We start from the raw sequence: 13,005 nt of genomic DNA on the forward strand, positions 1-13,005 counted from the left end.
GTATATATACAACAAAACGACCATAAGGTCGTTTTGGAAGTGCAAATAACTCGTAAGTTTAGTTAACTAATTAAACTATTACAGCCAAATTTTTTGTAGTTCAAGCCACTGCTTTTCAAACTGTATGCTTGGCTTTGTTTTAAAGTCGCTACGTACAAACTGATTCATCTTGCCTTCAACGTAAGCAAGTAGAAGGTTTGCAAGTGTCAGTTCATCACTTTGAAAGTTTTTACCTTCACGTAGTTTTCGCTCACGAAGAATTTGTTTAAACTGCGTTTCTAGTTTTTCAAAAAAGCTTTGTACACGTTCGCGTAAACGCTCTTGTTCACCTTGCAGAGCATCGCCTGTTAAAATACGTGTAATACCAGGGTTCTTTTCTGCAAATGTTAATAGTAGCAATAAAACATTGTATATACGTGCTTGGCTTTCTTTTTCGTTTTCTAAAATAAGGTTAATGCGCGATAAAAGGGTATCTTCAATAAACTCGATTAAGCCTTCAAACATGCGTGCTTTACTTGGAAAGTGACGGTATAGCGCTGCTTCAGATACACCCACTTCAGCAGCTAATTTAGCTGTAGTAATACGCTGCCCAGGGCTTGTTTCTAACATTTGTGCGAGTGCTTGCAGTATTTGCTCTTTGCGATTACTTTTTTTTGTCGCAGGCATGAACATTCCTTTTTATAGTTTTTTTATTAATTATTTCTTAGTGGCGCAGTTAAGAGAGCTAGTCATTTTTTGTTCAAATGAATGGCGTATGTTAATGTTTTATTCAGTTTGTTTCCAGCCTTTTTATAGATGTTTAGCCAGCTGTTCGATCACCTTGCGAGCTATTTCTATTTTACTTGTTGTTGGTAATTCTTGTTGTTCATTGTGCCAGTACAGTGTTAAAGCATTATGATCGGAATTAAACCCTAAGCCACTTTTTGATACGTCATTAGCACAAATCATATCGAGGTTTTTGTTTTTAAGTTTACCTTTAGCGTAGCTCTCTACATGTTGGGTTTCGGCTGCAAACCCAACGGTATAAGGTCGGTTTTCCTCAAGATTTGCAATTGCTGCAATTACATCGGGATTTTTAGTTAGAGTAAGTGTGAGCTCGTCACCTTGTTTTTTTATTTTTTGAGTTGCAACCGTTGCTGCTCTGTAATCAGCCACGGCGGCGCAGCCAATAAATGCATCTGACTGTGGTGCATAGATTAATGATTCATTTAGTAACTGCTCAGCGCTTTCAATATTTATTAAATTTACGCCAATAGGAGCTTTAATAGTAACAGGGCCAGAAATTAAATTAACCTTTGCGCCCATTAATAAAGCGGCCTCTGCAAGTGCATACCCCATTTTTCCTGAACTGTGATTTGATATAAAGCGCACAGGGTCTAGTGGTTCACGTGTTGGTCCTGCTGTTATTGTAATTGTTTTGCCTAAAAGTAACTGTGGTTGCTCTTTTGCTGTACATAGCGCAACTAGCTCATTGGGCTCTAACATGCGCCCAGCGCCGACATCGCCACACGCTTGCTCACCTTTGCCCGGGCCCCAAACAAATACGTTACGTGCCTTTAGTATCGCTAGATTAGCTTGTGTGGCTGCGTGTGCATACATTTGCTGGTTCATGGCTGGTGCAACGGCTACTTTTGCAGGCGTAGCGAGTAATAACGTTGTTAGTAAATCATCAGCAATACCCGCAGCCATCTTAGCAATAATATTACAGGTAGCTGGGGCGACTAAAATTAAGTCGGCCCATTTTGCAAATTCAATATGCCCCATTGAAGCTTCAGCAGAAGGGTCTAATAATGAGTCAGAGACTGTCTCTCCACTAACGGCTTGCATAGTCAGTGGTGTAATAAAGTGTTTAGCTGATTCAGTCATAACTACTTTTACTTCACAACCAGCGTCTTTTAATCGCCTAACGAGTTCTGCACATTTATAAGCTGCAATACCGCCGGTAATACCTAGTACAATTTTTTTGTTTGTTAAGTTAGTCATGGATGTTCATCAGTTTTTATTAAATATTGGGCTTAAAATAACAAATCTTTACGCATACAGCGAAGTTTTTTAATTCGAAATAACAGGCTAAATCTTAAATTTGGATTACATTTATAAGACTCTTTCGGTTTTCAAGGATGGATAATGCAACTTACTTCGCTACCAAATTCTCTACGACCACGTGAAAAGCTTATTGAAAAAGGAGCAAAATCGCTTACCGACGCGGAGCTTCTTGCCATATTTTTACGAACAGGATTGCCGGGAATGAATGTAATTGAGCTTGCTCAGCATTTATTAAACGAAAATAAAACACTGCATAATTTGTTTAACGCTAGCATTGATGAGTTTTGCTCTCAAAAGGGGTTAGGGACCGCTAAGTATGTGCAGCTACAAGCTGTGCTTGAACTAAGCCAACGTTATATGCAGGAGCGCTGTCAACGAGATGCCGTGTTTAACTCCCCTAACTCAGTATATGATTACCTGACAATTCAAATGCGTGGTTTGCAGCAGGAGGTGTTTATGGTGCTTTACCTTGATAGTCAAAATCGTTTAATAAAAGATGAAATACTTTTTTATGGCACAATCAATTCTGCCAGTGTGTATCCAAGAGAGGTTGTTAAAGCTGCGCTTAAAAATAATGCAGCAGCCGTTATTTTTGCCCATAATCACCCCAGTGGCATTGCAGAGCCAAGCCAAGCTGACAAACTTATAACCAATAAATTACAGCAAGCTCTGCAATTGGTAGACATAAGTGTGCTTGATCACATCATTGTAGGAGGAGAAACGTGTGTTTCTTTTGCTGAGCGAGGCCTTATTTAGCTTTATTAAATACAGAAGTGTGTTAAAAATGAGCTGTTTGAGGTGTTTTAGCAAATTAGTTTAATTTAAATGCAGTTTTTACTTTCCCTAAGGGCATTCGATCTTTATAATTAGCCGCTATCAAATTTACATATATGAGCTGATTGGATAGATCAGTGTTTGATCTTTGCCTGTAAAAGCTGTATAAAGAGCGCCCTTCGATTTATCTCTAGGGCGGAAATACACGGCCTTAGATTAAATTAAGCTCGAGCGAAGTTATTGGAGATATATAGACATGTCTAAAGTATGTCAAGTTACAGGTAAGCGTCCAGCGGTTGGTAATCACCGTTCACACGCGAGAAACGCGACTAGACGTCGTTTCCTACCTAACCTACAAACACACCGTTTTTGGGTTGAAAGTGAAAAACGTTTTGTAACATTACGCACTACTACTAAAGGTATGCGTATTATCGATAAAAAAGGCATCGACACGGTTCTTACAGAAATCCGTGCTCGCGGCGTTAAAGTTTAAGGATCTGAATCATGCGCGATAAAATCCGTTTAGTTTCAACTGCTGGTACTGGTTTTTTCTACACTACTGACAAAAACAAACGTAACATGCCTGAGAAGATGGAAATCAAAAAGTTTGATCCAAAGATTCGTAAACATGTTCTTTTTAAAGAAGCTAAAATTAAGTAATTTTAGTTCTTTTAGAATTTAAAAACCCAGCTTAGGCTGGGTTTTTTGTTTTTCTGCAATAAGTAAAACACATTTATTAATTCAAATAGTTAACGAGTTACTTATTACAAAAAAGGCTAAGCAGTGTTGTTTAGCCTTAGCTACTTAAAAAGTATTTTTATTATTACGGTTGGTATTGTCCGCTCAGTGTTAAACCAGAAAAGGCGCTGTAAGCATTAACACTTAAATGCCAAGTACCTGCTTGTGGATTGCTGAATGTACATGTTTCTGCATTACCGTTTTTATAAGGTCGGCAATCGTAGCTTGAAGTAGTTGGTTGACTGCCAAACTTAACAAATAAATCAGCATCGCCACTGCCACCCGATGTTGTTACTGTAAACGTACTCATTCCTGCAGGAACATCTAACGTGTAATGTCTCCACTGCCCAGTATTAGCTGTCACATCGCTTATCGTGCCGCCCCCTGCTTGTGGAGCACCTGAACCGCCACCAGATGATGAACCACCAGTAATATTACCTACCAAGCTAACAGCTGAATACGCAGAGTAGCCGACAAGCATTACGTGGTAAGTGCCTGCTGTAGGGTTATCAATGGAACACTCTTCGCTATTACCGCCTTTATATGGGCGACAATCATAGGTGGTAGTGGTAGGTTTACTGCCTGCACGTACGTATAAATCAGCATCACCAGTACCACCACTCATAGTGAACGTTACGTTAGTTGCACCGCTTGGTACGGTCATCGTGTAAAACGCTTGTGCATTTGCAGCCCCACTTAAACCTGTTTTAGCTTCACCATTAATAAGCTCGCTATCACCGCCTGTAGGCGGAGTAGTGCCGCCACTTGCTGCTGCAACAGCTGCGGCTGCATCAACAATACCCGTACCACAGCTAGTACATGTAGCAGGGAACGAACGGGTTGTTGATTTTAAAATACTTTCTATTTCGTCAGGCGTTGCATCTGGTTTTGCTTGCTTAATAAGTGCCGCAACACCTGCTACGTGAGGCGCTGCCATTGATGTACCTTGCGAATAACCGTAACTGTCGCTTGAAGGTGTAGACGAACCTGAATTGTAAGTAGATAGAACGCCTTCTGAGTCGTTTGCAAAGTTTTGTGCACCACCGGGTGCTGCAACATCAATATTGCTACCGTAGTTTGAGTAATATGCACGCCCCCCGTTACGACCAACTGACGCAACATTGACAACGCCATTACAGTTACCAGGATTGTAGTTTGCTGAGTTATCGTTATCGTTACCTGCAGCAATAACTACCACAGTGCCGTTACTACGTGCTGTGTTAATTGCATTTTGAGTTGTAGAGCTACATGAACCGCTGCCACCTAAACTCATATTTATTACATCTGCAGGATTTGAGTTTGTAGGAACGCCTGAAACATTACCACCAGATGCCCATATAATACCGTCTGCAATATCAGAGGTTAAACCACCACACTTACCAAGCACACGAACAGGCACTACTTTTGCGTTATAAGCAACCCCCGCAACGCCTTCGCCGTTATTGGTTACCGCAGCAACTGTGCCGGCTACGTGCGTGCCGTGCCAGCTAGAGTTTTGTGCACCGTTTGTACCACATTCATTCGCAGCAACACCATCACCAGGATCACGTGCATCGCTATCGCGACCACCGCCATCGTTAGCTACCGATAGGTTAGAGATCATATCGTAACCCGGTAAAATATTAGCGTTTAAATCAGCATGTGGGCGGTAACCTGTATCTAGTACAGCTACAACTACACCGCTACCCGTTGCGGTATCCCATGCAGTAGGTAAGTTTAAACCACCGGCTTGCTCGTAGTAGTGCCATTGGTCATCAAAGCGAGGGTCGTTAGGAGTTGAAAACGGCTTTAACATTTGATCCACTTCAATGTATTCCACATTGCCTGAATCAACCATTTCTTGCATAAACTCTTGCGCTTCTGCTGTACTTAATTTTTTATCAGCACGCATTACGTGATGGTTATTAAGTGCCATTGCACGAATATATTTTGCTTTTACTTTGCCTTTTTTAGAAGCGAAGTTTTTAACAAAGCTTTGTGCGCGCTTTTTCATGCTAGACGGGCTCGCGTCTGCAGTTGAGAGGCTCGCCATTTCGTTATTGTTTTTATATTTAATAATGAACTGAGTTTCGAAACTGCCTTGGCTTTGTAGTTTAGCCGATGTTTCAGCCATTGAACTTGAAACTGATTGAGCCATGCCAGGTGTTGCTGCAAAAAGCGTACTAACTGTAATTGCAATTGCGCATTTTTTAAAAGTTTTACTTGTTGTCATAATTTTCCTTTGATTTTTATTAGTTATATTGTGACGAATGCTCACAATGCGGGTACAAAGGTAATTTAAATGTTAATAAAGTTAAAATATCAAATCGATATGTACCTATTTCGTTTGGTTATAACCCCTGTTTCTAGTACTCTTGTGGTCTTTTTGTATTTAAAATTAAATTAAAAGTGGTATTAAAGGGTTGTTTTTTGCCGTGTTAATATAATTAAATAATTAGTTTGTTGCGCTAATGATAATAATTAATTCGGTGCGTGTTTGACCTTTAAACTTTGCTATAATCGAGCAAATTTTTTAATGAGATAAATAAATGACCCAAGTAGATGTAATTGTAATAGGTGCGGGAGCAGCAGGATTAATGTGTGCAGCGCAAGCTGGATACCGTGGCCGAAGCGTTACAGTACTTGATATGGGAAAAAAACCAGGTCGTAAAATTTTAATAAGTGGTGGTGGACGTTGTAATTTTACAAATGAAAACGCAACCCCTGATAACTACTTATGCGCAAACTCTCATTTTGTTAAATCGTGTTTAAGTCGCTATACACAGCATGACTTTATTGAGTTAGTGGACAGGCATGGCTTGGCATATCACCATAAAACACTAGGCCAGCTATTTTGTGATAACAATGCCCAAGATATTGTGAATATTTTACTGACCGAATGTGAGTGGGCAGGAGTAAATATAAAGCTACGCAATGAAGTGATCAGCGTGTCAAAAACCGAAACTGGTTATAGTGTTATCACAGAGCAAGAAGCATTAAGCTGTGAGTCGTTAGTCATTGCATCAGGTGGCTTAACCATGCCAAAGCTAGGTGCAACACCTATCGGTTATAAAGTTGCTGAGCAATTTGGTTTAAATGTTTTGCCAACAATGGCAGCACTGGTGCCGTTTACTTTGCATCAGCACGATAAAGAGCGTTTTGAAGGGCTTTCGGGAATTAGTATCCCATGTGAGGTTTCAAGCGAAGACGGCACCGTATTTAAAGAGAATATCCTCTTTACTCACCGGGGGTTATCGGGTCCTGCAATATTGCAAATAAGCTCATTTTGGCGAGCAGGGCAGGCTGTAACTATAAACCTATTACCTGGAATCGATTTAAGGCAGCAACTTGCTGATTGGCGAGAAATGCAAGCCCAAAAGTCGTTAAAAAACAGCCTGGCAACTATTTTGCCTAAACGTTTTATAGAAATATTGCACGAAAGCAAAGCGCTTCCAGATTGTAATATTAATCAGCTTACACATGCCCAAATTGATGAGTTAGTGAGTTACATCCATGCTTGGCAAATTAAACCAAATGGCACTGAAGGTTATAGAACCGCAGAAGTAACATTAGGCGGTGTAGATACCGACGAATTAAGTTCAAAAACATTTGAAGCTAAAAAAGCCAAAGGCCTTTACTTTATAGGTGAAGTAACTGATGTAACGGGTTGGTTGGGCGGCTACAATTTTCAGTATGCTTGGAGCTGTGGATTTGCTGCAGGGCAGTATGCTTAAGTATGTGTTATAGGCTTGTTTGAGTTGGCTAAATGAGCGTTAATAACTGCGTTTTTATCGCTTATACATACTTTATTACGCCCATTATTTTTAGCTTTATAGAGTGCTTTATCTGCACGCTCTAATAGTTTTGATACGGTGTCGTCTTTTTGCATGATTGCTAAACCAATACTGATAGTAAGTGCTATATTTGTAATTGTATTTTTAGCAATATATTCTCTTAACTCATTGGCCTGCTTAACACCGTCATTCAACGATGTATCTGATAAAATAATCGTAAATTCTTCTCCACCCCATCGTGCTATAAGTGCGTTGTTTCCGATTCTGCTTTTTAGTGTGTTTGCAAATTCAGTTAGTACCTGATCGCCCACTAAATGACCATAGGTATCATTTATGTTTTTAAAGTGATCTATGTCGCAAATAAGAACAATATGAGAGGTTTTGCTGGTGGACTTTGTATTGTTAACGATTAATTTGGAGAGCTCAAAATCAAATTTTTGCCTGTTGTATAGCCCTGTTAATTTGTCTGTTTCTGCTAATTGTTGAATTTTGAGGTTACGAATAGATAATTGGTTATAGGCCGAAAAACGTGCTTTTTCGTAAAATCTAAAAATTAATATATGAGCAAGACTCACTTCAATCACATTAAATAAAGAGCCTAAACCAATCGTTATTGATTGCTGTTGCTGTAAGTAAACAAGGTATGCACAAATAATAAAAGCGACTACGCTTAATGCGCTTCCCCATTTTCTTCCAACTAAAAAAAATGCAAAAGGAGGAATTAAAGTTGCCCAAAACAAAGAGTGCGCATGCCCACCTATAGAAATAATAAACAACATTATTAAGCCACATACCATCAAGGTTACAGCCCAAGCTGCAGCATTTACGTTCGCTGACTTGTTAAAGCCAGTATATATACCTAACGATATAAAAAGCCCCAAAGCATCTATTAAGGCAATACCATAGCTTTGGAAATAAAAGAGATTGAGAAGTGTTAAAACTAAAAAGTAAACGGTAGTTATTAGTAAAGAGTGAGTTATTAAGCGGGTGCGCCAAAAGTCTTTGTGATCTTTTGGGTATTGCGGAGACTCTTTGTACCAAAAATTTAGCATGGTCACTTCTTTTTTATTTATTAATTGTTAAGTATTACTTATTTTAGAAATTGTGTGTAGTAACGAAGAGAATTAATGGGTTTTATAATTTTAAGTTATAAAAAACCGATAATAAAATAATATCGGTTTTTTAAATTATGGCAATTTATGCTTTTAAAAATGCATCTTGTAGTGGAGGTACTACTTGCTTTTTACGGCTCAGTACACCCTCTAACCATACTTTATCGTTTTCTGGTTTCACACCGTAAGCCTGCTCAACTAAGTTTGCATCGTCAGATACAATCAGCATTTCTGAGCCTTCTTTCATTATATCGGTAAGTAGTAAAAATACAGAGTGGCGGTTGCCTTCAACTTTTAGCTTAGCAATATCGGCTGCAAGGTCTGCTTTAATGTCGTCAAAAACAGCAAGGTCGATTACTTCTAGCTGGCCAATGCCTACTAGTTTACCGTTCATGTTGAAATCTTTAAAGTCACGCATTACTAAATCACGTGCTGGTGTGTCTTCTACCGCAGATTTAACACGGAACATATCCATACCCAGTTCTTTAAAATCTTCTACGCCTGCAATTTCGGCTAGCGCTTCAACACATTTAATATCGGCAGTGGTGCATGTTGGTGATTTAAATATGACTGTGTCGCTTAAAATTGCGCACATCATAATACCAGCGATATCTTTAGGGATTTCGACATTGTAGAAGTCGTACATCATTTTAATAATGGTGTTTGAACAACCCACAGGGCGAATCCAACATTCAAGCGGAGTAGATGACGTTAAGTCACCTAACTTATGGTGATCGACCACGCCCACAACGCGCGCTTGGTCGATATCGTCCGGTGCTTGTGTTTTTTCTGTGTGATCAACTATATAAACATCTTCGCCAGCGTAACTTAATTTAAGCTCTGGTGCTTCGAAGCCAAATTTATCAAGGATAAATTGAGTTTCTGGTGAAATTTCACCAAGACGTGTTGGAATTGCTGGTTCATCGATTTGGTTTTTTAAATAAGCCAGTGCAATTGCACCACAAATTGAATCTGAATCTGGGATTTTATGGCCCACTACATACATAGACATTGACGGAACTCCTTTAAATTTGTCGATATTCTAACAAAGTATGCGCGCTTTAACATATAGACAGTGCAATTAAGTTTTAGTTACACTTTAATATCTTGAATTTACTAGGTGTATTAATATGCGACTGGGCCGCAAAGGTTGGAACAACGTTATAATATTTTCGATGTTGATTATGATCTTCTTTTTAAATGGCTGGCATAAGCAATTTTTAGGCGGGGAGGATCAACCGATGTTACAAGCGGTGCTCCCCGGGCAAAGTTTTGTATTAACGCTCAAGTTTGTCGATCAAAAAATTGAACGTATAGGAACAAGCTGGCGTACAACCTCACTACAAAAAGACATACCGCTTGTGTGGCAAGCATCTGAGCAGCAATTAGGTGATTTAATTAACCAGTGGCAAAGCGCGCAGTTGATGGGCGTTAATGAATCTGTTGTTTTTAATCCTAATGCACCTTTATACGTTGCTACTTTTGAGTTGGCTGGTGAAAGTTTGCCTTGGGTTTATTTGCTTTATAAAGGCGATGGGCAATATTACTTACTTGAAAAGAGAAGCCAACGAATACTCGCACTCGATTTAAAAACTGCACAGCAGTTATTTCCTAGTTTTGATTTTTCACAAAGTGAGTTTAATTAATGCCTGAATTACCAGAGGTCGAAGTGAGCCGAATGGGCATCACTCCCCACGTACAAAACCAAGTTGTTACAAAGGTAAATATTTACAATGCGAGTATGCGCTGGCCTATACCTGATGATGTTTATCAACTTGAAGGGTTAATAGTGACAAGTGTTGAGCGACGAGCTAAATACTTACTTTTACACTGCGAACTGGGTAGTACTATTTTACACTTGGGTATGTCGGGTAATTTGCGTGTTGTAGATAAAAGTGAGCCGCTTAAAAAGCATGACCATGTGGAGTTTATTTTTAGCAACGGTAAAGCACTTCGCTTAAACGATCCTCGTCGCTTTGGTTGTTGCTTATGGCAAGAGCTAGGCGAAGTGCATAAGCTGCTCTCTAAGCTTGGTCCAGAGCCGCTTACTGATGATTTTTTTGCTAAACGTGTGCACGAGCAATCGCGCAATAAAAAAGTACCTGTAAAGCAGTTTATTATGGATAACGCAGTGGTGGTGGGGGTTGGTAATATTTATGCGAATGAATCGTTATTTAAAGCGGGCATTCATCCAAAGTGTGAAGCAGGCAAAGTTTCACTAAAGCGCTACCAGGCACTTATACCCATTATAAAAGACACCCTTGCTGCTGCTATTACGCAAGGGGGTACAACGCTTAAAGATTTTGCACAAAGCGATGGTAAGCCGGGTTATTTTGCTCAGCAGTTATTAGTGTATGGGCGTAAAGGCAAGCCATGTATGACGTGCAAAACGCAGCTTGAAGAAATACGATTAGGGCAACGCAGTACTGTTTTTTGTTCAAACTGCCAAAAGTAATAGTTATTTTTAGTTTAGATTAAAATAAAAAACCCGTTGAGACTCAGTATCAACGGGTTTTTTATTCATTTATTGGGCGGTTTAAACTTTAAACTCATCTACCGATAGACGCAGTTCTTCAGCTAGCTTTGCAACTTCAGAGCTTGAGATGTTTGTTTGACTAGCACCTTCAGCTGTTTGTTCTGCAATGGTCACTATTGATTCTAGGCGTTCGCTAATTTCTTGAGCTACTTGCTGCTGCTCTTGCGCTGCTGTTGATATTTCTTCACTTACATCGTGAGCTTGCGAAACGGCAAATGTAATTGAGTCAAGAGCACTACTTGCTAAGTCGGTTTGCTCAACACATGATATAGCACGCTGCTTACCTTTACTCATTGCGGTTACTGCAGCCTCTGCGCCAGTTTGAAGCGATTCAATCATTGATTGAATCTCTTGGGTCGACTCTTGTGTTTTACTTGCTAAAGAGCGTACTTCGTCAGCTACAACAGCAAAGCCTCGACCATATTCACCAGCACGTGCAGCTTCTATTGCAGCATTTAGTGCTAACAGATTAGTCTGCTCGGCTATTCCGCGTATTACATCTAAAATGCTACCAATTGATGCGCTATCTTGGTGTAGTTTATTAATTACTAGCGAGGCATCATCCACTTCACGAGCTAACTGCTCGATTGTTGCTTTATTATTATTTGAAATGCCTTTAACGCGTTCAGCTTCTTTATCAGCATTTTTAATTTCGCTAAGTGCTTGTTGAGCGCTGTTGCTAACCGTTTGCGATGTACTGCTCATTTCGGTTGTTGCTGTTGCTGCTTGTTCAACTTGTGCTTGCTGATTACGGATTGCTTTGCTTGATTCTGCTGTAATTGCAGATGTTTGCTCTGAGGCGGCTGCAAGTTGAGTAGATCGAGAAATAATACCTTTAATTAAGCTGCGTAAGCTATCAATTAAAGTGTTACAGCTCCTAGATAGTTCACCAAATTCATCTTTAGCACTATCATCTAAACGTTGCGTCATGTCGCCACTGGCAACAATATCTAAAATACGGTTAACTTCAGCAAGAGGTTTAGTAATGCGGCTAACGGTAATAATTGCAATTACTACAGCTAAAAGAGTGGCTATAATCATACCTACCCATGTCCATAAATTAGCTGAGTCTACGTCGCTACGCACACCTTGTTGTAATTTAAACGCAACGTCACTTGCTTGATTTACTAGCTCGTCAATTTGATTAAGTGCCATTTTGGTTGCTTGCTCTGATTGTGCAAGCTCTGACTGTGTTAGCGCAATGGAATCAATTAAGCGTTTTTTGTTAGCAGCTAAACCGTTATTACCTTTAATATTACCTTCTAAAGTATCAACGTATTCTTTTAGGCTTGAATATAAATCGCTATGAGTTTGCTCTATAGCGGGCTTAATTAATGCAACTGTGCGTATTACCTCTTCAAGATAGTATGTTTGTTCGTTTTTCACGATATCGAGAGTATTAAGGGTTTTAACTGTTAGCATATCAGTGCTGTTACTTACTACTGACATAAAGTTGTTTTCTAGATTGTTTGCAGCTTGATAGGCGCGGGGATGATTTTGTTCAAATCCATCAATGTCAGTAATATCAAGAACAATTGAATTAGCATCTTCAGCACTTAGTTCTATATTTTCTAATTGTGCCTTTAGTTTTTTATTTATTGCAAGTTGTTTGCTTTTATCGCTTAGCAAGCTCTCAACCGTAGTCAAGAAGCTTAAATAAGTTTTTTCTACGTTTTGGCTACTTTGATTGAGTGCAGCGTCGTTTTTAACTACATCTTGTAATTCTCGATGAAGAGTATTAAACAATTGCTTTTGTTCAAGTACCTGTTTTTTTATTGGCTCGAGTTCAATTGCGGAAGATGTATAAAAGCTAGCTTGGGCTGCTTTACTCATTAAAATAAATTCGGCTTGTAATTCAGAACTTTTATTTAATGCTGGAAGTGATAGTTGATTCACTTTTTGAGTCGAACGATCAATATTTGCTATTTTTATTAAAGAATTTCCACCAATTATTAAAAGTAATAGTGTGATGAATATAAAACCACCCCAAATACGCTGGCTTACTGTTAGATTCATAAGATTTCCA

General features: G+C 39.3%; 12 protein-coding genes. 6 read left to right on the plus strand and 6 right to left on the minus strand.

The annotated features are described in order from the left end of the window. Window positions 1-78: 78 nt before the first annotated feature. Both slmA and coaBC read right to left on the minus strand, forming a co-directional pair. Window positions 79-666 (minus strand): nucleoid occlusion factor SlmA, encoded by a 588-nt coding sequence (gene slmA, locus P20652_RS05070; protein WP_008170698.1) that lies wholly within the window; start codon window positions 664-666, stop codon window positions 79-81. Between the two features lie 123 nt (window positions 667-789). Next, complete coding sequence (coaBC, locus tag P20652_RS05065; protein WP_008170701.1) at window positions 790-1,983, minus strand: bifunctional phosphopantothenoylcysteine decarboxylase/phosphopantothenate--cysteine ligase CoaBC; 1,194 nt, start codon at window positions 1,981-1,983, stop codon at window positions 790-792. Window positions 1,984-2,127: 144 nt separating this feature from the next. Between coaBC and radC the strand changes: the two genes are divergently transcribed. The 3 genes from radC (at window position 2,128) to rpmG (ending at window position 3,480) form a co-directional block, all read left to right on the plus strand. Beyond that, a complete protein-coding gene (gene radC / locus P20652_RS05060) occupies window positions 2,128-2,802 on the plus strand; it encodes a DNA repair protein RadC (RefSeq protein ID WP_008170704.1) in 675 nt (224 codons plus the stop codon). Between the two features lie 274 nt (window positions 2,803-3,076). Next, on the plus strand, window positions 3,077-3,313 hold the full coding sequence (gene rpmB, locus P20652_RS05055) for a 50S ribosomal protein L28 (protein WP_004335549.1): 237 nt from the start codon (window positions 3,077-3,079) through the stop codon (window positions 3,311-3,313). 11 nt (window positions 3,314-3,324) lie between these two features. Continuing rightward, on the plus strand, window positions 3,325-3,480 hold the full coding sequence (gene rpmG / locus P20652_RS05050; protein WP_004335545.1) for a 50S ribosomal protein L33: 156 nt from the start codon (window positions 3,325-3,327) through the stop codon (window positions 3,478-3,480). Window positions 3,481-3,643: 163 nt separating this feature from the next. Here rpmG and P20652_RS05045 read toward each other — a convergent pair whose 3' ends face one another. Continuing rightward, window positions 3,644-5,770, minus strand: a complete 2,127-nt coding sequence (locus P20652_RS05045) for a S8 family peptidase (RefSeq protein WP_008170706.1) — start codon at window positions 5,768-5,770, stop codon at window positions 3,644-3,646. 316 nt (window positions 5,771-6,086) lie between these two features. Here P20652_RS05045 and P20652_RS05040 point away from each other — a divergent pair, with 316 nt between their 5' ends. Next, window positions 6,087-7,271: an NAD(P)/FAD-dependent oxidoreductase gene (locus P20652_RS05040; RefSeq protein WP_008170708.1), complete on the plus strand. Its 1,185-nt coding sequence runs from the start codon at window positions 6,087-6,089 to the stop codon at window positions 7,269-7,271. Here the strand turns inward: P20652_RS05040 and P20652_RS05035 are convergent. Next, entirely contained in the window at window positions 7,268-8,383 is a 1,116-nt protein-coding gene (locus P20652_RS05035) for a GGDEF domain-containing protein (protein WP_008170710.1), read from the minus strand. The genes P20652_RS05040 and P20652_RS05035 overlap by 4 nt on opposite strands. A 145-nt stretch (window positions 8,384-8,528) precedes the next feature. Next, on the minus strand, window positions 8,529-9,455 hold the full coding sequence (locus P20652_RS05030; protein WP_008170712.1) for a manganese-dependent inorganic pyrophosphatase: 927 nt from the start codon (window positions 9,453-9,455) through the stop codon (window positions 8,529-8,531). Between the two features lie 118 nt (window positions 9,456-9,573). Here P20652_RS05030 and P20652_RS18680 point away from each other — a divergent pair, with 118 nt between their 5' ends. Both P20652_RS18680 and mutM read left to right on the plus strand, forming a co-directional pair. Continuing rightward, the gene (locus tag P20652_RS18680) at window positions 9,574-10,089 is read left to right on the plus strand and encodes a hypothetical protein (RefSeq protein ID WP_033017739.1); all 516 of its coding nucleotides are present in this window, start codon (window positions 9,574-9,576) and stop codon (window positions 10,087-10,089) included. After that, on the plus strand, window positions 10,089-10,898 hold the full coding sequence (gene mutM, locus P20652_RS05025; protein WP_008170715.1) for a bifunctional DNA-formamidopyrimidine glycosylase/DNA-(apurinic or apyrimidinic site) lyase: 810 nt from the start codon (window positions 10,089-10,091) through the stop codon (window positions 10,896-10,898). Before P20652_RS18680 ends, mutM begins: the two co-directional genes overlap by 1 nt. Window positions 10,899-10,979: 81 nt before the next feature. On the opposite strand, the gene P20652_RS05020 is transcribed toward mutM, so the two are convergent. Further along, on the minus strand, window positions 10,980-12,995 hold the full coding sequence (locus tag P20652_RS05020; RefSeq protein WP_008170717.1) for a methyl-accepting chemotaxis protein: 2,016 nt from the start codon (window positions 12,993-12,995) through the stop codon (window positions 10,980-10,982). Between the last annotated feature and the right edge of the window lie 10 nt (window positions 12,996-13,005).

Source organism: Pseudoalteromonas sp. BSi20652 (genome assembly GCF_000239855.1).
Classification (GTDB): Bacteria; Pseudomonadota; Gammaproteobacteria; order Enterobacterales; family Alteromonadaceae; genus Pseudoalteromonas.